Here is a 24,490-nt window from a genome sequence, read left to right on the forward strand (position 1 = left end):
GCGGCCGTCCCGGCGCGCGGAAAGCGGTCCCGGCCCTCAGGATCGGGACCATGGACCTGCCCGTCATGCCCCCGGTCTCCCCCATGCTCGCGAAGCCGGTGGCCGACATCCCCGCCGGCATGCTGTACGAGGCCAAGTGGGACGGCTTCCGCGTCATCGTCTTCCGGGACGGCGAGGACGTCGAGATCGCCAGCCGTACGACGAAATCGCTCACCCGCTACTTCCCCGAAGTGGTCACCGCGGCACGGGCCGAGCTGCCGCCGCGCTGCGTGGTCGACGGCGAGATCGTCATCGCCCATGACGGCCGGCTGCACTTCGAGGAGCTGCTGGAGCGCATTCACCCGGCGGACTCCCGGGTCCGCACCCTCGCCGAGCGGACGCCCGCCTCGCTGGTCGCCTTCGACCTGCTGGCGCTCGGCTCCGATGCGCTGGTGCACGAGCCGCAGTCGGCACGCCGGGAAGCCCTGGTCGAGGCGCTGCGCCCGGCCGGGGCGCCGGTGTACACCGCGCCCGCGACGAGGGATCAGGAGCTGGCGCGCCGCTGGTTCACCCAGTTCGAGGGGGCGGGTCTGGACGGGGTGGTCGCCAAGCCGCTCGATCTGCCGTACCGGCCCGGCGACCGGGTCATGTACAAGGTCAAGCATGCCCGCACCGCCGACTGTGTGGTCGCCGGCTACCGGCTGCACAAGAGCGGGCCGGTGGTCGGCTCCCTGCTGCTCGGCCTGTACGACGACGAAGGGGAGCTGCAGCACGTCGGGGTGTGCGCCTCGTTCCCCATGGCCCGGCGGCGCGCGCTGGTCGAGGAGCTGGCGCCGCTGCTGATGGACGACGTCTCGGGCCATCCGTGGGGCGCGTGGACCGACGAGTCGGCGCATGCCTCCCGGCGGATGCCCGGCGGGCCCAGCCGCTGGAGCGGCGGCAAGGACCTGTCGTGGATGCCGCTGCGCCCGGAGCGGGTGTGCGAGGTCGCGTACGACCACATGGAGGGCAGCAGATTCCGTCATACCGCCCAGTTCCGCCACTGGCGCCTCGACCGTACGCCGGAGAGCTGCACCTACTCCCAGCTGGAGGAGCCGGTGGGCTACGACCTGGGGCAGCTGCTGCCGGGCTGACCGGGCCGCGCGGTTCGCCGACGGGCACCCGGCGTCGGTTCAGGTCTGGTCGCCGTCCGGCGGCCACCGGCGCCGGCTCTCCCCCGGGGCCAGCCGGTCCACCACGTCGGCCAGTTCCCGGCAGGCCTGCTCGACCTTGCGGCGGATGGTGTTCTGCTCGGTGACGATCGCCGACAGCAGCAGCGCGGTGAGCGCCGCGGAGGCGTTCAGGGCCTGCAGGTTGACCATCGCCTCCAGCAGGCTCTGTCCCTCGAACGGTCCGGTCCGGGCCGTCGCCGCCCTGATGACCAGGACGGACACCAGCAGAACGCAGGGTGTGGCGCCCGCCAGCTGGAAACGCAGCGCCGCCCAGACGATCACCGGGAAGACCAGGAAGAGCAGCGACAGCTCGCTCCGGGTCGCGAGGAACGTGACCGCGACCGTGACGACCACCAGGGCCGTCGCCTCCGCCCACCGGTAGCCGGGGACGCCCCGGGGCCACCGGATCGTCCGGCAGACGAGGACGAGCGGGGTGATGACGAGGATGCCCATCGCATCGCCCACCCACCAGGCCACCCAGGTCCGCCAGAAGCCGCCGCCCGGCAGGGCGCCTTTGAGGAAGAGCATCCCGGTGCCCAGCGTCGCGCTGACCAGCATCCCGGCGAAGGCACCGAGGGCGACCAGCGCCACCCCGTCGCGCAGCCGGTCGAGTTCGGTGCGGAACCCCACCCGGCGGAGCATCCAGAAGGCGCACACCGGGGCCAGGGTGTTGCCCGCCATGATCCCGAGGACCGACGGGTCGAGCGGGTTGATCGTGGCGACGACGGCGAGGGTGCCGAGGGCGATGCCCGGCCAGGTCCGCAGGCCCAGGAGGAGCAGACAGCTCAGGGAGATCCCCGTCGGCGGCCACAACGGCGTGACCACGGCGCCCGAGATGACCACCTGCTCCAGCAGGCCGATCCGGGCGGACGCGTAGTAGACGCCGGCGAGGCCGAGGATCATCAGGGCTGTTGGTGCAAGACGGCGGAGTTCCTCGGTGCGCACCACGTCAGCCATCAGACAACGCCGAGGGCCGGGCACCGGCCGCGACACGCACGCCCGGGCCGCGCTTCACCCGGCTTCGGGCGGGGCCGCGTCGAAGCGCAGTACGAGCACCGCCGAGTCGTCGGTGTGCCCGGTGAACTCGGCCACGCTGATCGCCACGTCGGCCACCGTGGCCGGATCACCGTCGGCGTTGGCGCTGACCAGGCGGGTCACCTGGGTCAGCCCCGCCTCTATCGGGAAGGACGGTCCCTCGACCACGCCGTCGGTGAGCAGCACGAACGCCCCTGCGGTGGCGAACCGGTGGCGGGAGACCGGGTACCTCTCGCCCGGCATGATGCCCAGCGGCAGGCCCCCGGGGTCGTCGGCGAGGCCGGAGCGGCCGTCGGTAGTGGCCCAGATCCCCGGTACATGGCCGGCCCGGGCGCTGGTCAGCTGCCAGGACACCGGATCGAAGCGGACGAAAGTGCAGGTCGCGAAGAGCCCGCAGTCGACCGAGAGGAGGAGGTCGTTGGCCCGGCTCAGCACCTCCCCCGGGTCCGCGGCATGGCCGGCGACGGCACGCAGTCCGAAGCGGATCTGTCCCATGAAGGCGGCCGCCTCGACGTCGTGGCCCTGCACATCACCGATGCAGAAGGCGAGCGACCCGTCGGACAGGCGGAAGCCGTCGTACCAGTCGCCCCCGATGTCCAGTCCGTGCCGGGCGGGTGCGTAGGTGGCGGCGGCACGCAGCCCCGGCACCCCCGGCAGCACGGCGGGCAGCATCTCGCGCTGCAGCGCCTCGGCCAGCTCCACGCGCGCCCGCTGCTTCTCGGCGCCCTCCCGGGCCTGAGCAGTCAGCCGTCCGAGAGTGGTCAGCAGATCGTCGGCGCTCGCCGACCGCGGGGGACGACGCCGCAGCATGGGCCGCTCCCAGGTACATCGGTGACGGGCCAGGGAGCGCGCTCCGTACGGCAGTCCGCGGTGGCCGCCTGACCTGGCCTCATGGGGCTCTTGTGGAGCCCGCCTCTCCCGGTTCATCTTATTTCCGCGGGGGGACTTCCGCTTGACGGCCGCGTGGCAGGGCTGCCACGCGGCCGCTCCGGGACCGCCGGGTCGTCGGCCGCACCGCGTGGCGGCCGCTTCCGCCGCGCCCGCGGCCGGGCTCAGGCGCCCGCGGGGCGGGACACCGCGAGGTGCCGGACGCCGGACCGTACCGCCCAGAAGAAGACCGCCAGCGCCAGGACGGCCACGGTGATCGAGTCGTACGGTGCGGGCAGCAGTCCGGAGCCCTCGAACGTGCCCAGCCCGGAGACCACGGTCAGGGCGACGAGGTAGACCACCAGCCAGGCGCCGGTGCGGAGTTCGGCGCCGAGCGGGCGGCTGGGGCCTGCCCCGTCGTTCTCGACGCGGACGCCGGGGCGGCGCATGGCCAGGAAGATCAGCAGGCCGCCGAGGACGAGCGGCAGGGCGAGGCGCAGATCCTGCCACCCCGACCAGTAGACGAACTCGCTGGACACCACGAAGCTGAGCGGCGCGATCCAGCGCAGCCCGGGGACCCAGCCTGCGGTGCCGCCGCCCGGCTCGGCGCGGAACACCGCGACCGCGACCGCGGAGGCGGCATAGATCAGCAGGTACATGTCGCCCATCACGCTCACGATGTCCTGCCAGCCGCCGAACGGCAGCAGGAAGACCACGATGACGAGGAGGTTGATCGCCAGCGCCCGGCGCGGGATGCCGAACCGCTCGTTGACCTTCATGAAGTACCGGGGAATGGTGCCGTTCTTGGCGAGCGCGTAGGTGTGCCGCGCGTCGATCGCCACACCGACGTACGCCGAACCGCCGGGCGAGATCACCGCGTCCGCGTAGAGCAGGCTGGCGAGCCAGTGCAGGTTGAGGATCAGTGCGAGCTGGCCGAACGGCGAGTCGAACGAGACGCCCTGCCAGCCGTGGCCGAGGAGATTCTCGGGGACGGTGAAGAGGAACGCCAGCTGCAGCGCCAGGTACATGATGACGGCGAGGCCGATGCCGGTGAGGACCGCGGCCGGGATGGTCCGGCGGGGGTTGCGGGTCTCGCCCGAGAAGTCCAGCGGCGCCTGGAATCCGTTGACGGAGTAGACGATGCCGCCGCCGGCCAGCGCGGTCAGGCAGGCGACATAGCCGTACGGCGCGAAGCCCCCGTGGTCCGTCAGGCGGCCGGAGTGCCAGCCGGAGGCGATCAGCGCGATCACGGTGATCACCGGGACGAGGATCTTGAACACCGAGATCAGGTTGTTGAGCCGGGCGAACAGCCGCACCGCGAACCAGTTCAGCGCCGTCAGCACCACGCTGAGGCCGGTGGCCAGGGCCAGTCCCGAGACGGTGAGGGTGTGGCCGTTGTAGATGCCCGGCAGGTAGTGCGCGGCGTACTGCATGATCGCGCTGATCTCGGCGGCGGTCCCGCCCACCGACAGCAGGGTCGACCAGCCGATGAGGGTGCCGACGAGCCGGCCGCTGGCGAACAGCGGCCAGCGGACCGTGCCGCCGCCCTCCGGCCGGGTCGCACCCAGTTCGATCATGACCAGGGCGACCAGGCCGCACAGCAGTCCGGCACCGACCCAGGACAGCAGCGCCGCGGGGCCGGCCGTCTGTGCCGCGTACAGGGCGGCGAACAGCCAGCCGGAACCGACGATATTGGAGAAACCAATGCCCGTCAGACCCCAGAACCCCAGGTCACGACGCAATCGGCGCTCCTGTGCCAACACTTCCGGCGCGCCGGCCCCGTCGCCCCCGCCTGATACCTGACGCTCCGTCACGAAAACGTCCTCCTTGATTCACTGTTCGGCTCGCCGGACCCTACTCGACGAGCGCCGAAGAGGAATCTTCCGCTCCACCAGCGGACACTTCCTGCACACAGCGCAGGGATCGACCACGCAGCGCAGTGGTGGGTGACCGGAGGGTGCCGTCCCGGTCCGTGACGGACGACCCGTGACGGGCCCGCTTCACCCGTCCCGGTCGACCCGGACGCCGAACGTCGCCGCCAGGCCGTCCCGCCCGGCATCGGTGAGGTGGACGACGCGGCGGTACGTGCCGTGGCGGAGCCACTCCAGGGCGAACAGCCGGGCGGTGAGCGCGGCGCCGAGGGCACCGGCCAGGTGGTGGCGCTGCTCGGCCCAGTCGACGCAGTAGCGGACGGACGCCCGGCGGCGGGGCAGGCGGTCCGTGTCGACGCCGAAGGCGGTCAGCTCCCGGCGGCCGTGCGGAGTGAGGACGTAGACGACGTCCGCGGCGGCGGCGCCCGCTTCCTGGTCCTCGGCGCCCTCGCCCCGTACCGTCCGCTCGGCGGCGAGGATGTCCCGCTCCTGGAGGGCGCTCATCACGGCGACGCCGAGCCGCCCCGCCAGGTGGTCGTAGCAGAGGCGGGCGCGCCACAGGGCCTTGGCGCGGGTGTCGGCGTTCAGGGACCGCACCGGCAGGGGACGGGCGATCAGGGCGAGCTGTTCGAGGGCGCGGGCGACGTCCGTGGTGGCGAGCCGGTAGTAGCGGTGGCGGCCGTCGAGCTCGACGGTCAGCAGCCGCGCCTCCAGGAGCTTGGCCAGATGGCCGCTGATGGTGGAGTTGCCCACCCCGGCCTCCGCGGCGAGGGCACTGGCGGGCAGCGCGCCGCCCCCGGCGAGGGCCAGCAGCACCTTGGCACGGGAGGGGTCACCGATCGCCGCCGCGACATGGGCCACGTCGGTCTCGGTCCGGGCATCCATGAGCACGACGGTACGCCGCTCACGCTTCGACAGAGGGCGAAACGTCCTCGCGCTCCGGCCGCCCGGTATGGCGAGAACGCTTCGGCATCCGCCGTACGGTTCCGGCAGAACACTGGCCGTATGCCCACGCTCTTCGCACCCACCACAGCCCCACGGACCGCGGACCGCCTGTCATCGCTGCCGCTCGTGGCCGTGTGCCTGGGGTACTTCATGGTCATCCTGGACGTCACGGTCGTCACGGTGGCCCTCCCTGCGGTCGGCGCCGCGCTGCACACCGGGGTGACCGGACTCCAATGGGTGGTGGACGGCTACACCCTGGTGTTCGCGGGGCTGCTGCTCTTCTGCGGCGGACTCGGCGACCGGCTGGGCGCCCGGACGGTGTTCCTGGGCGGCCTGCTGGTCTTCACCCTCGCCTCCGCCGGATGCGCGCTGGCCCCCACCGCCACGGTGCTGGTCCTGGCCCGGCTGGTGCAGGGGCTGGGAGCCGCGCTGATGGTGCCGGCCTCACTGGCGCTGCTGCGGACGGCGTACCCCGGCCAGGCGGCGCGGGCCCGCGCCTTCGGCGTCTGGGGCACGGTCGCGGGCCTCGCCGCCGGGGCCGGTCCCGTCCTGGGCGGCGTCCTGGTCGCCGGGCTCGGCTGGCGGTCGGTGTTCTTCCTCAACCTCCCCGCCGGCCTCGCCGCCCTGGTCCTCACCATCCGTCACGTCCCGGACTCCCCCGCCGACCGCACCCGCCCCGGCCTGGACCTCCCGGCGCAGGCCGCGGCGGCGGTGGGTCTGGCCGGTCTGGTCACCGGGTGCATCGAGGCCGGGGCGCTGGGCTGGACGCATCCGGCCGTCCTCGGCGCCTTCGCGGGCTGCCTCGCCGGGCTCGTCGCGTTCCTGCTGCTGGAGCGGCGCTCGCCCGCGCCGATGCTGCCGCTCCCGCTCTTCCGCGCCCGCGCCTTCTCGGCCTCCGCGGTCATCGGTCTGCTGCTCAACACCGGCTTCTACGGGCTGCTGTTCCTCGCCCCGCTCTACTTCCAGCGGGTGCACCACTACAGCGCCCTGCGGACCGGCTGCGCGCTGCTGCCCGCGGTCGGGGTGGTGGCCGTCGGCTCCGCGCTGGCCGGACGGATCACGGCCCGCACCGGACCGCGGCTCCCCATGGTGGCGGGCCTGGCCGTGGGCGCGGCCGGACTGTCCGGCTGGCTCCTGGCCGGCCCCGGCACGCCGTATCCGGCACTGGTGGCACCCATGGTCTGCGCCGGGTTCGGTACCGCGCTGACCATGCCGGCCGCCACCGCGGCCGTGATGGAGGCCGCGCCGGGCGAGCGCAGCGGCGCCGCGGCCGCGGTGTTCAACGCCGCACGGCAGATCGGCAGTGCCCTCGGCGTCGCCCTCTTCGGCACGCTGGTCGCCACCCATCTCGTGGCGGGCCTGCACCTCGCGGTGGGCATCGGCGCCGCGGGGTTCCTCGCCGCGGCGGTCCTCTCTGCACGCTGCATCCCGGGCACCGCAGGGGCGGACGACCGGGCGCCGGGGAAGCGGACGTGACGGACCGGCCGACGCGATCGTGGTCGCCGTGGTGTCGGTCCTGCCGGCCCTCTTCCGCTGGCCGACCGCCGGACCGGCAGGGCGGGCGCGGCCCGGGGGACGGCAGCGGCCGGGCGGGAACCACCGGCCGCAGGTGCTCCTGCACGGAGCTCAGCCGCAGCTCCAGCAGCCCGACCAGCAGGCGGTGTGCCGGGCGTGGTGCCGCCGGGCGGCGGACGGCTCCTCGATGTGGCCGGCCTCCGCGAGGGCGCGCAGACCGGCGAGTTGGGCGCACAGCACGACGCTGATCGCGGCGATTTCCTCGGGCTCGGCATGGCCCTTCTCGATCCGCAGCCAGGACGCGGGCGGTGCGTCGAGCGGCGTGCCCGCCTCGGCAGGCGCGGTGTCCTCGACGGCCGTGCCCTCACCGGCGGGTGGGACATCGCCGGCCGCCGGGCTCTCATCGAGCGCCCCGCTCTCGTCGGTGGCCGTGGTCTTCTCGGCGCATGTCTTCGCACCGACGGGTGCGGCCTCGGCGACGACCGTGGCCTCTTCGGTGGAGGTGCACCCGTCGAGGGCCGTGCTCGCCTCGGCGGTGGTGCCGTCACCGGCGGGTCTGGCCTCGCCGATGACCGTGCTCGCGTCGGTGGATGTACTCATGTGGGGTCCGTCGGATCGGTGATGGTGCGCGGTCGGTGCCCTGCGGCCCCGGCGTTGCGCTGTGCCGTGTCCGGGCAGGTCACAGGGCCGACGCTAGAAGCGCTCGGGGGCCCTGTCGCGCGGGGGGCGCTCCGGCTGCGCCATTCGGACGACCGTCCCGCGGCCAGGGCGTGATATCCGGCGGCGAGACCGTGTTGCTCCCGGCCGTCGCGTCGTGGAAGACGAGCATCGCGCACAGGTTTGTGCAGGCACGCGGCTTCCGGACGACGCAGTCAGGATGGGCGGGACGATGAGATGTGATCAGGCCGGCGAGGAACGTGCCCCTGTGCGGGACGAGGGGCGCCGGGGCTTTCTCAGGTGTGCGGCGGGGCTCGCCGGGGTGGCGGCCGCGACGGGACTCGGCAGGGAGGCAGCCGCCGCTGCGGCGGACCGGTCCGCGAGCGGGCTCCGCGACGGCGGGCGGCCACTGCCCGACAGGGTGCCTTTCCACGGGCGCCATCAGGCCGGCATCCTGACCCCCCAGCAGCTCTTCGCCGGGTTCGTCGGCTTCGACGTACTGGCCGAGAACCGCGAGGGCCTGACGGAACTGTTCCAGCGGCTCACCACGCGCTGCCGGGTGCTGGCGGCCGGGGTGAAGCCGCAGGACGAGCAGGTCGCCTCGGAGCGGCCCACCCCCGACTCGCTCAGCATCACCCTGGGCGTCGGTGCCTCGCTGTTCGACGACCGGTTCGGGCTCTCCGGTCACAAGCCCCGGCACCTCAAGGCCATGCCGGCGTTCCCCGACGACCGGCTGGAGCCCTCACGCTGCCACGGCGACCTGTCGCTGCAGATCTGCGCCCAGCACCCGGACGCCATCGTCCATGTGCTGCGCGATCTGGCGCGGGAGACGGACGGACTGCTGCGGCCCCGTTGGCGCGCGGACGCCTTCCTGAACCCGTCGCGTCCCTCGGGTTCGCCGCGCACCTTCGTCGGCTTCAAGGACGGGATCGTCAATCCGGACATCGACTCGGCCCGGGAGATGAACCGGTTGATGTGGGTGACCCCGCCCTGCGGGGAGCCGGAGTGGGCCCTGGGCGGCAGCTATCAGGTGCTGCGGCTGATCCGCTTCCACATCGAGAAGTGGGACAAGGTGCCGGTGGCCCGGCAGGAGAAGATCTTCGGCCGGCGCAAGGCGAGCGGTGCGCCCCTGGACGGCGAGCACGAGACGGACCCGCCGCGGTACCGCGACGACCCGCACGGCAGGAAGATCCCGCTCAACTCGCATATCCGGCTGGCCAACCCGCGTACCGAGCGCACCGACAAGTCCCGTTTCCTGCGCCGGAGTTACAACTACGACCGGGGCTTCGACCGCGCCGGACGGATGGACCTGGGGCTGGTCTTCTGCGGCTACCAGCAGAACCCCGAGCGGCAGTTCGCCACCGTGCAGCGCCGGCTGCGGCACGAGCCGCTGTCCGAGTTCATCACGCCGATCGGCGGGGGCTACTTCTTCATCCTCCCCGGGGTGCGCGACGCCGACGACTGGTTCGGGTCCCGGCTGCTGAAGAAGGACTGAACAGGGCCGGACCTACGGCTGAGGGCGGCGCCACCACGGGCGCCGCCCTCAGCCGTAGGCCGGGAGACCGTCAGCAGATCCGCGGCAACTGCTCCCCCAGCGGCAGATCGACCACCCGGGTGCCGCCCAGCGGTGTGGCGGCCACCACCATGCCGGGGTGGGTGGCGACGGCCTCGCCGATGATCGCGGCGCCGGCGCCCAGCGGGTGCGCGCGCATGGCGTCCAGCACGGCGTCGGCGTGTTCGCGGGGGACGAAGGCCACCAGCTTGCCCTCGTTGGCGACGTACATCGGGTCCAGGCCGAGGATCGCGCAGGCATTGGCGACGGCCGGCGGGACCGGGATCGCGCGTTCCTGGATGACGATGCCGGTGCAGGAGGCGGTGGCGATCTCGCACAGCGCGGCGGCCAGACCGCCGCGGGTGGGGTCGCGCAGCACGTGCAGATCGGGCGACACGGCGAGCATGGCGTCGACGAGACCGCCGAGGGCGGCGCAGTCGCTCTCGATCTCGACGCCGAATTCCAGGCCCTCGCGGACGCTCATGATGGCCACGCCGTGCAGGCCGATGTCACCGCTGACGATCACCACATCGCCGGGGACGACGCGCTGCGGGCGCAGATCGACGCCCGCCGGGATCAGCCCGATGCCGGCGGTGTTGAGGTAGACGCCGTCGCCGTGGCCCGCCTCGACGACCTTGGTGTCGCCGGTGGCCACCTCGACCCCGGCGGCCCGCGCGGCCGCGCCCATCGCGTCGGCGACACCGGCCACCACCGGCATCTCCACGCCCTCCTCCAGGATGAAACCGCAGGAGAGGTAGGCGGCCCTGGCACCGCTCATGGCGAGGTCGTTGACGGTGCCGTTGACGGCGAGGTCGCCGATGCAGCCGCCGGGGAAGAAGAGCGGCCGGACGACGTAGGAGTCGGTGGAGAAGGCGAGCCGGACGCCGCCGAGGGACACCGCCGCGGAGTCGCCGAGCTGGGCGAGGATCTCGCCGCCGAAGGCAGGGGCGAAGATCTGCTGGACGAGTTCCGCGGACAGTGCGCCGCCACCGCCGTGCCCCATGACGACGCGGGGCTGGTCGCGGAGCGGGGCGGGGCAGGTCCAGCCGGAGATGTCCACGGTGGGCAGGCCACGGTCGGCCGGGGTGGGGGCGCCGTGGGTGGAACCGCCGGGGGTGGGATGGATGGTGTCAGACAACGGGGCTCGCCTCCTGGGGGGTGGGCGTGGTGCCGAGTCGGCGGTAGAGGTAGTAGGCGGCGCAGGCGCCCTCGCTGGAGACCATGGTGGCGCCGAGCGGGGTGCGCGGGGTGCAGAGCGTGCCGAAGGCCTCGCACTCGTGCGGCTTGATGAACCCTTGGAGGACTTCCCCGCTGCGGCAGGCGGCTGGTTCCTTGGTGGTGATGCCGTCGACGGAGAAGCGGTACTCGGCGTCGAGTTCGCGGTAGCGCTCCGACAGCCGCCAGCCGCTGGCGGGGATGGTGCCGATGCCGCGCCAGGCGCGGTCGGTGACCTCGAAGACGTCCGCGAGCATGGCCTGGGCCGCCGGGTTGCCCTCGCTGCGTACGGCGCGGGGGTAGGCGTTGTCCACGGTGTGCTCGCCGCGCTCCAGCTGGCGGACGGTGCGGCGGATGCCCTCCAGGATGTCCAGAGGTTCGAAGCCGGTGACCACGATCGGCACCCGGAAGCGGTCGGCGAGTTCGGGGTACTCCCCCATCCCCATCACGCTGCAGACGTGACCGGCGGCGAGGAACGCCTGCACCCGGCAGTCGGGCGCCGTCATGATGGCCTCGATCGCGGGCGGGACCCGGACGTGCGAGACCAGCATGCTGAAGTTGGGGATGCCGAGCTTGCGGGCCTGATGGACGGTCATGGCGTTGGGCGGTGCGGTGGTCTCGAAGCCGATGCCGAAGAACACCACCTCGCGGTGCGGGTTCTGCTGGGCGATCTTCAGCGCGTCGAGCGGGGAGTAGACGACCCGTACGTCGCCGCCCCGGCTCCGCACCTGGAACAGGTCCCGGTCGCTGCCGGGGACTCGGAGCATGTCGCCGAAGGAGCAGAAGATCACGTCGGGGCGGGCGGCGATCTCCAGGGCCTTGTCGATGACCTCCAGCGGCGTCACACAGACCGGGCAGCCCGGCCCGTGGATCAACTCGACCTCGTCGGGCAGGAGTTGGTCGATCCCGTGGCGGATGATGGTGTGGGTCTGGCCGCCGCAGACCTCCATGAGGGCCCACGGACGGGTCACCGTGGACCGGATCTCGTCGAGCAGCCGGCCGGCGAGCTCGGGGTTCTGGAATTCGTCGAGGTACTTCACCGGCCCGCCTCCCGCGCTCCGTCGACGGCCGCGACCGCGGGAGCGGCTGCTGCCCCGTCGGCCGCCTCGCCCCATCCCGGGGGCGCCGCGGCCGCCTCCCATGGGTCTCCGAACTCCTCCTGCAGCAGGCCAAGTTCCTCGAACAGAGCCAGGGTCTGCCGGGCCGATTCCTCGTCCAGCCGCTGCAGCGCGAAGCCGACGTGGACGATGGCGTACTCGCCGACCCGGAGGTCGGGGACGTACTCCAGACACACCTCCTTGACCACACCGCCGAAGTCGACGGTGGCCATACGGGTGCCGTCCCGTTCCTCGATGTCCAATACCTTGCCGGGTACCGCCAGGCACATGGGCCTCTCCTCGTCGTGGGTACGGTGCGTCTGCCGCGGCGTGGCGCCGCTCAGCGCGCGGCGGCTCCTGCGGTGCGTGCCGCCACGACGATCTGGCCGAGCGCCAGTCCCCCGTCGTTGGGCGGGACGCGGCGGTGGCGCAGGACGGTGAAGCCGTCCTGCCGCAGGAGGCGGGCGGCGGCCTCGGCCAGCAGGGTGTTGGCGAAGACGCCGCCGGTCAGTGCCACGGTCGTCAGGCCCGCGCGCTCCCGGGCCAGCGCACAGCCGCGCCGGACGAGGTCGGCGACCGCGGTGTGGAAGCGGGCCGCGATCAGCGCCGGGGCGGTGCCCGCGCGCAGGTCCGCCACGACGGCGGTGAGCACCGGCGCCGGATCGGCGACGGTGTCGGCGCCCGTCGCGCCCGTCGGTGCGGCGCGCAACGCGAACGCGTAGCCGGGGCCGTGGTCCTCGCCCGCGGTCAGGGCCGCGGCTTCGAGGGCGACGGCGGCCTGGGCCTCGTAGCCGGCGTGGTGGCAGATCCCGGCCAGTGAGGAGACCGCGTCGAAGAGGCGGCCCATGCTGGAAGTGGGCACACAGTTGAGGTGGCGTTCGAGCTGCCGGGCCAGCAGCCGCCGCTCCTCCGGCGGGCAGGCCGCCACGGCCGGCAGGTCCTCGGCCCAGTCGATCCCGGCGGCGCGCAGATGGGCCAGGGCCATCCGGTAGGGGCGCCGTACGGCGGTGTCCCCGCCGGGCAGCGGGACATAGGCGAGCTGGCCGAAGCGGCGGTATCCGTCGTAGTCGGCGAGCAGGATCTCGCCGCCCCAGACGGCGTGGTCGTCGCCGTAGCCGGTGCCGTCGAAGGCGACGCCGATGACCGGGCGGCCGTCGGGGACACCGTGTTCGGCCATGGCGGAGGCGATATGCGCATGGTGGTGCTGGACGCGGACCAGCGGCCGCCCGTCGGTGTGGCGCTGGGCCCACTGCCCGGAGCGGTAGCCGGGGTGCCGGTCGGCGGCGAGCAGCTGCGGGCGCACCCCGGTGACCGTCTCCAGGTGCGCCTCGGCCTCCTCGAACGCGAGCTGGGTGGCCAGATCGTCCATGTCGCCGATGTGCGCGGACAGCCAGGCGTGGTGTCCCTCGGCGAGACAGAGCACGTTCTTGAGGTCGCCGCCGGCCGCCAGCGCGGGCCGCACCGGCACCGGGAGGCGGACCGGCAGGGGCGCATACCCGCGGGAGCGGCGGATGAACAGCGGCTCCCCGTCGCTGATGCGGACCACGGAGTCGTCGCACGGGATCCGGATCGGCCGGTCGTGGGTGAGCCAGGCGTCCGCCAGATGCGCCAGGCGCCGTACGGCCTCCTCGTCGTCGGTGACGATCGGCTCGCCCGCGACGTTGCCGCTGGTCATGACGAGCAGCCGGGGTCCGTGGGGGTCCCCGCGCCCGAGCGGAGCCGGGAGCGGGGGAGGGTCGCCGGGCAGGCCGAGCAGCAGATGGTGCAGCGGTGTGTACGGCAGCATGACGCCCAGGTCGGGGCTGCCGGGGGCGACGGCACCGGACAGCGAGGGCGCATCCGGAGCCGGCGCGGGATCCCGGCGGCGGCGCAGCAGGACGATGGGGCGTACGGGCCCGCTGAGCAGGGCGCGCTCCTCGGCCCGTACGTGCACCAGGTGCTCGACGTCGGCGATATGACGGGCCATCAGGGCGAAGGGCTTGTCGCCGCGGGCCTTTCGCCGGCGCAGCAGGGTGACGGCGGTGTCGTCGGAGGCGTCGCAGACCAGGTGGTAGCCGCCGAGGCCCTTGACCGCCACGATCGCGCCTTGGGCGAGCAGCCGGCGGGTCCCGGCGACCGGGTCGGGGCCGGGCTCCGGGCGCGGCGGGCGGGTGCGGTCGGCCGGGTCCGCGGTCAGCAGCCGCAGGCGGGGGCCGCACTCGTGGCAGGAGAGGGGCTGGGCGTGGAACCGCCGGTCGGCGGGGTCCGCGTACTCCCGTGCACAACGGGGGCACATCGGGAAACCGTCCATGGTCGTCAGCGCACGGTCGTAGGGGACCCCGGTGACGATGGTGAAGCGCGGCCCGCAGTGGGTGCAGGTGAGGAAGGGGTGGCGGTGGCGGCGGTCGGCCGGGTCGGTCAGCTCGGCGAGGCAGGCGTCGCAGGTGGCGGCGTCCGGGGAGACCAGGGTGCGGGAGAGGCCGTCGCCGCGCGAGGGGAGGATGCGGAAGGCGGCGTCGCCGGTCACCGCGACGTCCTCGGCCTCGACGGACTCGACCACGGCCAGCGGTGGCGCCTCGGCGCCGATCCGCCGGCCGAACACGTCGAGCGCGGCGAGGGCGCCCTCGACCTCGGCGACGACGCCCTCGCCGGTGTTGGTCACATGGCCCGTCAGGCCCAGTTCCGTGGCGAGGGTGTGGACGAACGGGCGGAAGCCGACGCCCTGGACGACGCCGCGCACGGTGATCCGACGGCGTGCGGCGGCGCTCGCGGGGGCCGTCGCGATGCCCCCGTCGGCCTGCCCGATGGTCATGAGCGGCTCGACGCCACGGTGTCGGGGTCGGTGGTGTGCGGGCGGCCGCCGTCCTGCGCCCGCGGGGCGTGCGCGTGCTCCCGATGGTGGGAGTGGCCCTTTTCGTGGGTGTGGCCGTCGCCGTGGGTGTGGCTCTCGTCGCGCGGCTGGCCGTCCTCGGCGTCATGGACGTGATGGGACTTGCGGGTCATGACGGGGATGTGCACCGGCGTGCCGTCGCGCGCGGCCAGCGCCCGGTCCACCAGCACCCCGTCCCCTTCGCCGCGACGCGCCGAGGTGAGGACGACCTCGACACCGGGGTTGATGCGTTCGACGTTGGCGCGGAACTCCGCCTCGTCGAAGGAGACCGCCTCGGCGATGTCCGTCTTGGTGACCACGACCAGGTGGGCGAGGCCGAAGGCGGTGGGGTACTTCAGCGGCTTGTCCTCGCCCTCGGTCACCGACGCCAGCACGATGCGCAGCGTCTCGCCCAGGTCGTAGGAGGCCGGGCAGACCAGGTTGCCGACGTTCTCGATGAACAGCAGCCGGGTGTCGGCGGGCAGCCAGCCGTGGAGGTGCCCGCCCAGCATCTCGGCCTCCAAGTGGCAGAGCCCGTCGGTGAGCACCTGTTTGACGGGCACTCCGGAGCGGGCCAGGCGTACGGCGTCGTTCTCGGTGGCGAGGTCGGCGGTGAGCGCCGCGACCGGAATGCCCCGGCTGCGGGCGAGGGTCAGTTCCCGCTCCAGGAGGGCGGTCTTGCCGCTGCCGGGGCTGGAGAGCAGGTTGACGACGGCGGTGCCCCGCGCGGCGAGGTCCTCGCGCAGGGTGTGGGCGCAGGCGTCGTTCTTGGCGAGGACCGCCTGTTGCAGGTCGACGACACGGCACATGGTTCAGCGCTCCTCGGGAATCGGGACGTGTACCGGGGCGTCGTTCCAGCACACACGGACGATCTGCAGTTCACGGCCGGACAGCAGCTCGGTCGTCGCCCCGCCGCATCCGGGGCAGCTCAGCTGCGGCGGCATGCCCACCGGCCAGGTGTCCGCGCAAGGGCCGCAGCGGGCGCGGGCGGGGACGGGTTCAGTGACGAGTTGCGCCCCCTCCAGCACCGTTCCCGCGCAGGCGAGTTCGAAGGAGAAGGCCAGCGCGTCCGGGACCACCCCGGCCAGTTCGCCGACCTGCAGCCGGACGCTGTTGACGGTGGTGGCCCCGGCGGGCCGGGCCGCGCTCTCGACCTGCTCCACGACCGCGAGCGCGATGGACATCTCGTGCATCGGTCCCTCTCTGGTGCGGGCACGACCGGTTCCGCTCGGTCTCATTAGACGGCGGGTCCGCAGGGCGGCCGCGGTGCCTCGCCGGGGCGGCGCGGTGGCGTACACCGTTCGGTGCAGCGCCCCCGGTCGTCACATGGAACGGATCCGCATATAGCGCTTGACGTCGGGGAGTACGGCCTTGACGGCGACGGCGAGCACGGCGGCGAGCGCCCCGCCCAGAGCGAGCTTCAGCATGGTGTCGTGTTCCTCTCATCACTGGTGTGCGGTGCGGCGGCGGCCGGTTCCGGCTCCGCCGTGCCGACCAGCCGCAGGATCAGCCCCACGGCCTCGTCGACGGCGGCGTCGACCGGTTCGCTGAGGCCGATGCCTTCGGCGATATCGGCGGGTTCGCAGCCGACGACCAGGACGCGTTCCGGGCGTCGGCCGTTGGTGCCCGCGCTGAGCGTGTCGAGCAGCGCGAGCACGGTGTCGGGGGTCATGTGGTGGCCGTCGAGCGCGGTGTCCCGGGGACGGGCACCGGCCGGAGCGGAGGCGTCGAGGAGGTAGACGGTGCCGGGTTCGCCGCCGCGCGCGGAGGCGTCCACCAGGAGCACCGTGTGGTAGCCGTCGAGCATCTGGTAGGCGAGGTGAACGCCGCGGACGCCGATGTCGACGACCTCGACGCCGTCCCGCAGCGGATGCTCGCCCAGGCGGCGCACGACCTCGACGCCGAACCCGTCGTCGCCGAGGAAGATGTTGCCGACGCCGGCGATCAGGGTCGTGGCGGGTGGCCCGGCAACGGGTGCTTCGCCGTTCACGCGTCCTCCAGGGGAGCGACTTCGTCGGGTTGGAAGTACAGGAACCGGCCCTGCTCGCGCCGGATGTCCACACCCGGGTCGCCCTCCACGGTCACGGCGAGGTGCACCCCGCCGTCGACGTCGTGCAGGACGGCCTCGACATGGGCGGTGCGGCCCTGGAGGAAGAGGTCCTGGGCGTCGGTGCGCCGCAGGCCGGGCCGCAGCAGCACCCGGCTGCCGGCACCGACCGACCGACCGTCGACGGTGATCCGGTCGCGTACGGGATCGACGCTGCGGTCGCTCTCCGGGTCCCACCAGGGGGTGTCCGGGCGCAGGCCCGGCACGTCGGGGGTCAGGTCGTCGGGTGCGGCCGGGCCGGGTCCGGTGACCTCGCGCAGGGACCGTACGGCGCCGTGCAGTCGCTCCAGCACCTCGGGCGGCATGGTGTCGGCGAGCTCGATGACCTCGGCGGCGCGGGGGTCGGTGCCACGGGCCTCGCGCTTCTCCTGGTCGGTGAGGGCCGCGGTGCGCAGGGCGAGGATCTCGTCGATCTCCAGGGCGTCGTAGAGCGCGCCGGGACTCTCGGGGGCGATGGCCGGGTGGTCCTCCAGGATGATCGGGGAGGACAGGACCACATCGGCGCGGCCCGAGTCGCCGGCCAGCACGGGCCAGGCGCGCTCGTTGCGGCAGGCCGCGACCGCGCCCCTGGCCCACTCCGGCGGGTCGGTCATGGACACGAACGAGCCCGTGCTCAGGCCGAGGAAGAGATGGGCGCCGACCAGCGAGTGGGGCAGCGCCGCGTCACGGTCGGCGCCGGCGTCGTCCGGCTGCCAGTCGCTGGTGTTCTCGACCACCGCGGTCAGCCGCAGCGCCGTGTACGGGCCGTCGAGTGCGCTCGCGGTCAGCCGTACGCGTCCGTGGAGCTCCGCGCGGCGGCGCACCAGCCGGCCGACGAGCTGCCCGTCGGCGTCGTGCACCGGCTCGGTCTCCTCCCGCGCCGGCCGGGTGAACGGGACGGTGACGCCCTCGCCGGTCAGCCGGGACACCTCGGCATCGAGCGTGACCCGCTCCTCGACGCCCTCGTCCCAGGGCACCAGCACCCGGTCGGGCAGTTCGAGTTCCGCGACGGTCTCGAACTCACCGGCACCGCACAGCCGTTGGACCGTGCGCCGCTGGGCGTGCAGGAACCGCAGCTCGGCCGAGAGCCGGGCACCGGACCGGGGTTCCATGAGGCATTCGGTGCGCTGGGAGGAGTGCTCCGCGCTCCCGGCGCCCCAGCGGGGCGGTACCAGCACGCCGAACTGCCAGCGGAGTTTGTTCTTGGCGGCGGAGGCGCGGTACGGGTAGAGCACATAGCCCTCGAACAGCACGGCGTCCGCCACCTGGCGGGCGGTGGCGAAGCGGTCCGCCGTCTCGTCGGGCAGGACGCTGGTCGTCACGGCGCGGTCCTTTCGCTGACGGGGTGGACGGCGGCGGGGCGGGCGGCGGTGCCGGGGAAGAGCCGGGCGCGCGGTGCGGGCGGTTCGCCGCCCTCGGCGGTGGCCAGCAGCGATTCGACGGTCGCCTGCCAGGAGGGCAGGGCGCGCCGCGAGCGGTAGGCGAGCAGCGCATCGAGGGTTTCGCGCGGCAGCCGGAGCCAGCCGCAGCCGGGGAAGTGCGTCTCGGTCATCTCCTGCCAGACGGCCACCGGCATCCGCACGGACGCTTCCTTGTGCCAGGGCACCGGCTCGACGTGGAAGCCGCCGGAGCCGGCGAACACCGTGCCGGAGAACAGCAGCAGCAGCGGGACCTCGCCGTCGCGCAGCGCATGGAAGTAGCGGCCGGCCGCGACGTCCAGGTCGTAGCTGCACGGGACCGGGAGCTCCACCTCGGTCTCGCCGGTGAAGCCGGGGACGACCAGGGAGACCTGGGCGAACTGCAGGGGCTGCAGGGTGCTGCCCCAGCGGGACCGTTCGCCGAAGAGGTCGGAGAGCGCCTCGGCCTCGTCGGTGCGGTAGCCGCGCCGGCCCGGTTCGATGCGCAACTGGCAGCGCAGCGCGACGGCGTGCACCCGGGCCGCTTCGGTGGCGGTGATGCGCAGCCGGAAGAGCAGGGTGGGGGCGGCGGCGTAGCGGTCGGCGCGGACGCCGGTGCAGTCGAAGGACAGATCGGTCACGGCCGGTCGTCCTCCTTCGGCTCACGGGCCCGGCGGGCGACCTTGGAGAAGAACTCGGTGAGCGCGGCGCGTGCCTCGGCCCCGCCGTCGAAGCCCTGCCACAACAGGCGCATCCGGCCGACGAGTTCGTAGCAGACGTCGACGGGCACCAGGTAGCAGTCGATCCGTCCTTCGGAGCGGCGCAGCAGCAGCGCCTCCACATCGGGCCGGAGGAGGCCCGCCAGCCGGCTGGCGGCGAGCACGGTCTGCCAGGTCGCGGGGTCGAGCTCGCTCTCGGTGGCGCCGGCCGGGCTGGGGTAGAGCGCGACCAGCCGGTCGAGGTCGGCGTGGCGCAGGAAGAACACGACGCCGACGGGGATCTGGAGGAGGTTCCAGGCCGCGTCGTCGAGGGCGTGGCCGGGGTCGACGAGATAGCGGTCGGGGACCGTACGGAACTGTCCGGCGCCGGCACCGGGCCGGTCGAAGAGCAGCGCGCAGGGGGTGCAGGCGCAGGCCAGGGCGCGGCGCTCGGTGTTCACCAGGTGGCGGTGGTTGTGCTCGGCGAGCACCACACCGCACAGTTCGCAGCGTTCGGGGGCGGGGGGTACCGGGGCCCGGAAGCGGCGCAGACCGCGGTGCGCGGTCGACGGTCCGAGCCGCGGGGGCGCCGTCAGCCGGCCGCTCACGAGGCGGTGGCGGCGGTCGGCGGGCGACGGGAGATCTGCAGCAGCGCCGGTTCGGCCTGGGCCCCCGCCGCCTCCCACTGCACCGACGTCACATCGGGCGCGAAGCAGGACACGGCGGCCTCGACGGCCTGTTGTGCCTGCTGGTTCGTGCTCGGGCAGCCGCAGCCCCCGGCGTCACCGGCGCGCAGGCGCAGCGCACCACTCTCCGCGTCGAACTCCGCCACTTCGGCGGGGTGTTGGCGGCGGACGCTGTCCAGGGCGCGGCCGATGCGCGCCGCGGCGTCCTCGGGGTGCAGATCGTGCAGCACCAGCAGGCTGGTCACCAGTTCGTCGCGCAGCAGCGCCGCCCGGGGGCCGTCGGCATCGGTGGAGCTGCCCACGAGGTGCATGATCCGGGCGAGTCCCGCGCCGTAGAAGTCCATCAGGACACGGACCAGTTCCTCCGCGTCGGTGCTCGCCTCGCGGTCGCGCCGCGCGAGGCGGTCCAGGACCTCTTCGACGCGCCGTCCGGTCGTCTCGGCGTTCGGCACGGTGCCCGGAGCGGCGGCGCCCTGGGGGACGCCGGCCTGCGGTGCGGCGGCCTGCGCCGCGGTGGCCCGGGCGCTCATCCGGACAACCCGCTCAGGCCGGTGGGCACATGCATCTTCTGTACGGACTTGCCGCCTCCGACGTACATGTGGACGCCGCAGGGCAGACAGGGGTCGAAGCTGCGCACGGCGCGCATGATGTCGATGCCCTTGAAGTTCTCCGGGGAGTTCTCCTCGAAGATCGGGGTGTTCTGGACGGCGTCCTCGTACGGTCCGGGGGTGCCGTAGCTGTCCCGGGTGCTGGCGTTCCACGGGGTGGGCGGGTACGGGTGATAGTTGGCGATCTTCCCGTCCCTGATGACCATGTGGTGCGAGAGCACGCCGCGCACCGCCTCGGTGAAGCCGCAGCCGATGGACTCGTCGGGAACCTCGAACTTCTCCCAGGTCTGGGTGCGTCCGGCCCGGACCTCTTCGAGCCCCTGCTCCGCGAAGTGCAGCGCCATGGCGGCCGAGTACGCCTGGAAGTAGGTGCGGGCGCGGTTACGCTCCAGCGCGTTGCTCCACTTGGGGATCTTCCACTCGAAGCGGGCCTCGGGCTTGGTCATGCTGCGCGGGAGGTCGATGACGACGCTCTGGCCGGTGGCCTTGACGTACGGCGTGTCGACGAGCCCGGACAGGGCCGTGGACCACAGCCGGGCGAGCGGGCCGCCGCCGGTGTCCAGCGCCAGATGCTCCTTGCCGTCGAACCAGCGCGGGGACATCACCCAGCTGTACTTGTCATTGAAGTCCCGCTTCTGCGGGGCGGGGATGGTGTGCTGGTTCCACGGGTGGCGCGGGTCGACGGGGTTGCCGAGCGGGTCGTGGGTGACGAACTGCTCCTGGCCCTCCCAGTCCTGGTAGTAGGAGCTGCCCAGCAGGATGCGGATGCCGAGGTTGATCTCGGTGAGGTCGTTGGTGACCAGCTTGCCGTCGACGATGATGCCGGGGGTGACGAACATCTTCCGCCCCCAGTCCGTCATGTTGCGATAGGTGAAGTCGCAGTGGTCGGGGTCGTTGAGCGCACCCCAGCAGCCGAGCAGCACCCGCCGCCGGCCGACCTCCTCGTATCCGGGCAGCGCCTCGTAGAAGAAGTCGAACAGGTCGTCATGGAGCGGGACCACCCGCTTCATGAATTCGACGTAGCGCATCAGCCGGCTGAGGTAGTCGGTGAAGAGCTGGACGCTGGCGATGGTGCCGACGCCGCCCGGGTAGAGCGTGGAGGGGTGCACATGGCGGCCCTCCATCAGGCAGAACATCTCCCGGGTGTAGCGGCTGACCTGGAGCGCCTCGCGGTAGAACTCGCCCTCGAGGGGATTGAGGGAGCTCATGATGTCGGCGATGGTGCGGTAGCCGTGGTCGGCCGCATGCGGGGCCTCGGTGCGCTGGGCGAGTTCCCAGACGCCGGGGTTGGTCTCGCGGACCATCTTCTCGCAGTAGTCGACCCCGACCAGGTTCTCCTGGAAGATGTTGTGGTCGAACATGTACTCGGCGGACTCGCCGAGGTTGATGATCCACTCGCCCAGGTGCGGGGGCTTCACCCCGTAGGCCATGTTCTGCGTGTACACCGAGCACGTGGCGTGGTTGTCACCGCAGATGCCGCAGATCCGGCTGGTGATGAAGTGCGCGTCCCGCGGGTCCTTGCCCCGCATGAAGACGCTGTAGCCGCGGAAGACGGAGGAGGTGCTGTAGCACTCCGCCACCCGCTTCTGTTTGAAGTCGATCTTCGTGTGGATACCGAGGCTGCCCACGATCCGGGTGATCGGATCCCAGGACATCTCCGTCAGACCGCTGCCGTCACCGGCCGCCTTTGTCTTCGGTGCCATCGTGTGCCGTGCCCTTCTGTTGCGCGCGGAAGTGAGGTCGGACGGAGGTCCCAAGGAGCCGGAGCCGGACGGCTACGGGCGGGGTGCGCTCACCACGGTTTGCGGTAGCCGGTGGTCAGTTGGTCGCCGCGGTGGCGCCACTTGGGCTCGTGATCGACGGTCTTGGCCGTGATGTCCCGCAGCCGGCGGATGACGCTGCCGTACGCGGCGCTGGCGGTGCTGGAGAGCTTGCCGCCGGGCGGCTCGTCCATGAACGGCATGAACTTGTCGGGGAAGCCGGGCATGGTGCAGGCGATACAGACTCCGCCGACGTTCGGGCAGCCGCCGATGCCGTCCATCCAGCCCCGCTTGGGCACGTTGCATTTGACCACGGGGCCCCAGCATCCGAGCTTCACCAGACACTTGGGCGAGTCGTAGGTGGTGGCGAACTGGCCCTGCTCGTAGTAGCCGGCCCGGTCGCAGCCCTCGTGCACGGTCGCCCCGAAGAGCCAGGAGGGGCGCAGCTGGTCGTCCAGCGGGATCATCGGGGCCGAGCCCACCGCCTGGTAGAGCAGGTAGACCAGTGTCTCCGAGAAGTTGTCCGGCTGGATCGGGCAGCCGGGCACGCAGACGATCGGGATCCCGGCCTTGGAGGTCCAGTCCCAGCCCAGGTAGTCGGGCACGCCCATGGCTCCGGTCGGGTTGCCCGACATCGCATGGATACCGCCGTACGTGGCACAGGTGCCGATCGCGACCACCGCGAGCGCCTGGGGCGCGAGCCGGTCGATCCACTCACTGGTGGTGATCGGCTGGCCGGTCTCGGGGTCGTCGCCGAAACCGCACCAGTAGCCCTCCGGCTTGATGGACTCGTTGGGGATGGACCCCTCGACGACCAGCACGAACGGGTCGATCTCGCCGCGTTCGCCCTTGAAGAACCATTCGATGAAGTTGTCCGCGCCCTGGACCGGACCGCATTCGAAATCGATCAGTGGCCAGTGGACGGCGATCTTGGGCAGCCCCGGCAGCACACTGAGCGCGATCTCCTCAATGCTCGGCTGGGTCGCCGCGGTCAGCGACACGGAGTCGCCGTCGCAGCTCAGGCCGGCGTTGATCCAGAGAATGTGGATCGGGGACTCGTCCTCGGCGGACGGCTTTCCGTTCGCAGCGGCCTGGGCGGCCACGCTCGACGATGCAGACATGGGGATGTCTCCTCGGCAGATATGCAACGAAAGCACTCATTCAAGGCTTCCATCCACCTTGGTAACACCGATCCCGGACAGCGGGGCGGTCACAGGGGGCCGTTGCAGTGACACCGCCCCGGCACCCGGTCCGACGATGTGGCACCACCCCGCCGGAGAACGCCGGGAGCCGGGCGACCGCCTCCCGGCCGCCCGGCTCCCGTGTCGCCGTACGGAGGGTCAGCCCAGGGCCCCGGCTTCCACCGCGGTCACCTCGAACCGTCCGCCGCACACCCGCAGGCCGGCGCTACCCGTGGTCATCGACTCCTTGGATCCCGGCGGGTAGACGAAGACGATCTGCGAGCGGTCCCAGCACGGGGTGTCCGAGACGCCCTCGTTGAGGGTGTGCAGCACAGCATGGGCGCTCTGCCCCGGCTGGAGCCGGACGGCACCGCCGGAGCCGCCCCCGCGGGTGGCGGGCTTGCCGACCACCGAACCGTCCCGCTTGATCAGTGAGACCCCGGGGTAGCCGCGCAGCGAGCAGGCCTTCTTGCCCTTGTTCGTGAAGACGAGGGGGTAGCGGATGTTGCCCGCGCCGATGTCGGAGGCGCCCAGGCGCAGCGACATCTGGGCGGCGGTGCAACGGTCCGAGGCCGTCATGGCGGAGGCGTGGGACTGCGCGTCGTCCGCGGCCTTGCCCGTCGGCTTGCTGCCCGGGGGTGTCGCCTTCGCCGACGCCACCGACGGCCGCTGGCCGGGCACGGAGGACTGCGGCTTCGCGGCGGACGACGAGGTGCCGCCGTCGGCCGACTGCGCGCCGCTCCCGCTCTGCGTGCCGTGCGACGTACGCGGTGCGGCGGCCGACGAGGGGCGCGATGCGGCGTCGGGCCCGCCCTGGCAGGCGGTGAGCCCGAGCGCCGCGACGGCGATCAGCGATCCCGCGGCGACACGACGGCCGCGGCCGGGTGTCCTGAAGGTGAGCGACATAAGTGTCCCCCTCGTCTGGTAGGTGCGAGCTCTCGTCGTGGGTGGGTACGGTCCGTCCAATGCTCCTGCCAGCGTGGCCTCGGGCACTGCCGGTCCGCTAACGAGGCACTAACACACCACTAACGAGCCGGTGTGCTCGGCACGCCGGTACCCCCCGCTATCGGTGTGACCAGCCGGTATGCGGGGCGTCCCGCCCAGAATCGCAGAGAATTCCCGAGTTGCGGATACGCCACCGCCAGGTTCGGCCGTTCCGTCGATCGAGATCACCGTCCCTGGGGGCCCGGCGGGCCCTGCAGCACCTGCAGCCCCTCTGGACTCGTCAGTCACGACGGCCCCTCGTATCCCTCGTGTCCGTCCTGGACGTCCTGGCCTGCCC

23 protein-coding genes are annotated in these 24,490 nt (G+C 72.7%); 3 read left to right on the forward strand and 20 right to left on the reverse strand.

Annotation, left to right across the window (positions count from 1 at the left end):
* Nucleotides 1-50 precede the first annotated feature (50 nt).
* On the forward strand, nucleotides 51-1,112 hold the full coding sequence (locus Scani_RS10650; protein WP_159472848.1) for an ATP-dependent DNA ligase: 1,062 nt from the start codon (nucleotides 51-53) through the stop codon (nucleotides 1,110-1,112).
* A 39-nt stretch (nucleotides 1,113-1,151) separates the two neighbouring features.
* Here the strand turns inward: Scani_RS10650 and Scani_RS10655 are convergent, their stop codons facing one another.
* The 4 genes from Scani_RS10655 to Scani_RS10670 all read right to left on the reverse strand — a co-directional run bounded on the left by Scani_RS10655 (nucleotide 1,152) and on the right by Scani_RS10670 (nucleotide 5,848).
* Nucleotides 1,152-2,138 carry an MASE1 domain-containing protein gene (locus Scani_RS10655; RefSeq protein ID WP_174872693.1) on the reverse strand — a complete coding sequence of 329 codons (987 nt, stop codon included), beginning with the start codon at nucleotides 2,136-2,138 and terminating at the stop codon, nucleotides 1,152-1,154.
* A gap of 63 nt (nucleotides 2,139-2,201) precedes the next feature.
* Entirely contained in the window at nucleotides 2,202-3,035 is an 834-nt protein-coding gene (locus Scani_RS10660) for a PP2C family protein-serine/threonine phosphatase (protein ID WP_159472854.1), read from the reverse strand.
* A gap of 242 nt (nucleotides 3,036-3,277) precedes the next feature.
* Nucleotides 3,278-4,834, reverse strand: a complete 1,557-nt coding sequence (locus Scani_RS10665) for an APC family permease (protein WP_246295690.1) — start codon at nucleotides 4,832-4,834, stop codon at nucleotides 3,278-3,280.
* Nucleotides 4,835-5,092: 258 nt separating this feature from the next.
* Nucleotides 5,093-5,848, reverse strand: coding sequence for an ArsR/SmtB family transcription factor (locus tag Scani_RS10670; RefSeq protein WP_159472857.1), 756 nt, complete (start codon nucleotides 5,846-5,848; stop codon nucleotides 5,093-5,095).
* Between the two features lie 120 nt (nucleotides 5,849-5,968).
* On the opposite strand from Scani_RS10670, the gene Scani_RS10675 reads away from it, so the two are divergent.
* The gene (locus tag Scani_RS10675; protein WP_159472860.1) at nucleotides 5,969-7,384 is read left to right on the forward strand and encodes an MFS transporter; all 1,416 of its coding nucleotides are present in this window, start codon (nucleotides 5,969-5,971) and stop codon (nucleotides 7,382-7,384) included.
* Between the two features lie 150 nt (nucleotides 7,385-7,534).
* On the opposite strand, the gene Scani_RS40775 is transcribed toward Scani_RS10675, so the two are convergent.
* Nucleotides 7,535-8,023, reverse strand: a complete 489-nt coding sequence (locus Scani_RS40775; protein WP_246295691.1) for a hypothetical protein — start codon at nucleotides 8,021-8,023, stop codon at nucleotides 7,535-7,537.
* A gap of 289 nt (nucleotides 8,024-8,312) precedes the next feature.
* Here Scani_RS40775 and Scani_RS10685 point away from each other — a divergent pair, with 289 nt between their 5' ends.
* The gene (locus Scani_RS10685) at nucleotides 8,313-9,575 is read left to right on the forward strand and encodes a Dyp-type peroxidase (protein ID WP_159472863.1); all 1,263 of its coding nucleotides are present in this window, start codon (nucleotides 8,313-8,315) and stop codon (nucleotides 9,573-9,575) included.
* Nucleotides 9,576-9,645: 70 nt separating this feature from the next.
* Here the strand turns inward: Scani_RS10685 and hypE are convergent, their stop codons facing one another.
* The 15 genes from hypE to Scani_RS10755 form a co-directional block, all read right to left on the reverse strand.
* A complete protein-coding gene (gene hypE, locus Scani_RS10690; RefSeq protein WP_159472865.1) occupies nucleotides 9,646-10,770 on the reverse strand; it encodes a hydrogenase expression/formation protein HypE in 1,125 nt (374 codons plus the stop codon).
* Nucleotides 10,763-11,887 (reverse strand): hydrogenase formation protein HypD, encoded by a 1,125-nt coding sequence (gene hypD, locus Scani_RS10695; protein ID WP_159472868.1) that lies wholly within the window; start codon nucleotides 11,885-11,887, stop codon nucleotides 10,763-10,765. The genes hypE and hypD overlap by 8 nt, the downstream gene beginning before the upstream one ends.
* On the reverse strand, nucleotides 11,884-12,234 hold the full coding sequence (locus tag Scani_RS10700) for a HypC/HybG/HupF family hydrogenase formation chaperone (RefSeq protein ID WP_159472871.1): 351 nt from the start codon (nucleotides 12,232-12,234) through the stop codon (nucleotides 11,884-11,886). The genes hypD and Scani_RS10700 overlap by 4 nt, the downstream gene beginning before the upstream one ends.
* A 50-nt stretch (nucleotides 12,235-12,284) precedes the next feature.
* Complete coding sequence (hypF, locus tag Scani_RS10705; protein ID WP_159472874.1) at nucleotides 12,285-14,735, reverse strand: carbamoyltransferase HypF; 2,451 nt, start codon at nucleotides 14,733-14,735, stop codon at nucleotides 12,285-12,287.
* Nucleotides 14,732-15,601 (reverse strand): hydrogenase nickel incorporation protein HypB, encoded by an 870-nt coding sequence (gene hypB, locus Scani_RS10710; RefSeq protein ID WP_159472877.1) that lies wholly within the window; start codon nucleotides 15,599-15,601, stop codon nucleotides 14,732-14,734. The genes hypF and hypB overlap by 4 nt, the downstream gene beginning before the upstream one ends.
* Before the next feature lie 3 nt (nucleotides 15,602-15,604).
* A complete protein-coding gene (hypA, locus tag Scani_RS10715) occupies nucleotides 15,605-15,985 on the reverse strand; it encodes a hydrogenase maturation nickel metallochaperone HypA (RefSeq protein ID WP_159472880.1) in 381 nt (126 codons plus the stop codon).
* Nucleotides 15,986-16,114: 129 nt separating this feature from the next.
* A complete protein-coding gene (locus Scani_RS42095) occupies nucleotides 16,115-16,219 on the reverse strand; it encodes a DUF6893 family small protein (RefSeq protein WP_371872334.1) in 105 nt (34 codons plus the stop codon).
* The gene (locus tag Scani_RS10720; protein ID WP_159472883.1) at nucleotides 16,213-16,782 is read right to left on the reverse strand and encodes a hydrogenase maturation protease; all 570 of its coding nucleotides are present in this window, start codon (nucleotides 16,780-16,782) and stop codon (nucleotides 16,213-16,215) included. Before Scani_RS10720 ends, Scani_RS42095 begins: the two co-directional genes overlap by 7 nt.
* Nucleotides 16,779-18,200, reverse strand: coding sequence for a hypothetical protein (locus Scani_RS10725; protein ID WP_159472886.1), 1,422 nt, complete (start codon nucleotides 18,198-18,200; stop codon nucleotides 16,779-16,781). The genes Scani_RS10720 and Scani_RS10725 overlap by 4 nt, the downstream gene beginning before the upstream one ends.
* Nucleotides 18,197-18,916, reverse strand: a complete 720-nt coding sequence (locus tag Scani_RS10730) for a DUF6084 family protein (RefSeq protein ID WP_159472889.1) — start codon at nucleotides 18,914-18,916, stop codon at nucleotides 18,197-18,199. Before Scani_RS10730 ends, Scani_RS10725 begins: the two co-directional genes overlap by 4 nt.
* Nucleotides 18,913-19,581 carry a DUF5947 family protein gene (locus tag Scani_RS10735; protein ID WP_371872335.1) on the reverse strand — a complete coding sequence of 223 codons (669 nt, stop codon included), beginning with the start codon at nucleotides 19,579-19,581 and terminating at the stop codon, nucleotides 18,913-18,915. The genes Scani_RS10730 and Scani_RS10735 overlap by 4 nt, the downstream gene beginning before the upstream one ends.
* Nucleotides 19,578-20,189 (reverse strand): NifU-related iron-sulfur-binding protein, encoded by a 612-nt coding sequence (locus tag Scani_RS10740; RefSeq protein ID WP_174872666.1) that lies wholly within the window; start codon nucleotides 20,187-20,189, stop codon nucleotides 19,578-19,580. Before Scani_RS10740 ends, Scani_RS10735 begins: the two co-directional genes overlap by 4 nt.
* Nucleotides 20,186-21,970, reverse strand: a complete 1,785-nt coding sequence (locus Scani_RS10745; protein WP_159472892.1) for a nickel-dependent hydrogenase large subunit — start codon at nucleotides 21,968-21,970, stop codon at nucleotides 20,186-20,188. Before Scani_RS10745 ends, Scani_RS10740 begins: the two co-directional genes overlap by 4 nt.
* An 89-nt stretch (nucleotides 21,971-22,059) precedes the next feature.
* The gene (locus tag Scani_RS10750; RefSeq protein ID WP_159472894.1) at nucleotides 22,060-23,148 is read right to left on the reverse strand and encodes an NADH-quinone oxidoreductase subunit B family protein; all 1,089 of its coding nucleotides are present in this window, start codon (nucleotides 23,146-23,148) and stop codon (nucleotides 22,060-22,062) included.
* A gap of 219 nt (nucleotides 23,149-23,367) precedes the next feature.
* Nucleotides 23,368-24,114 carry a DUF4232 domain-containing protein gene (locus Scani_RS10755; protein WP_159472897.1) on the reverse strand — a complete coding sequence of 249 codons (747 nt, stop codon included), beginning with the start codon at nucleotides 24,112-24,114 and terminating at the stop codon, nucleotides 23,368-23,370.
* Between the last annotated feature and the right edge of the window lie 376 nt (nucleotides 24,115-24,490).

This window comes from Streptomyces caniferus (assembly GCF_009811555.1).
In the GTDB taxonomy this organism is placed as follows: Bacteria; Actinomycetota; Actinomycetes; order Streptomycetales; family Streptomycetaceae; genus Streptomyces; species Streptomyces caniferus.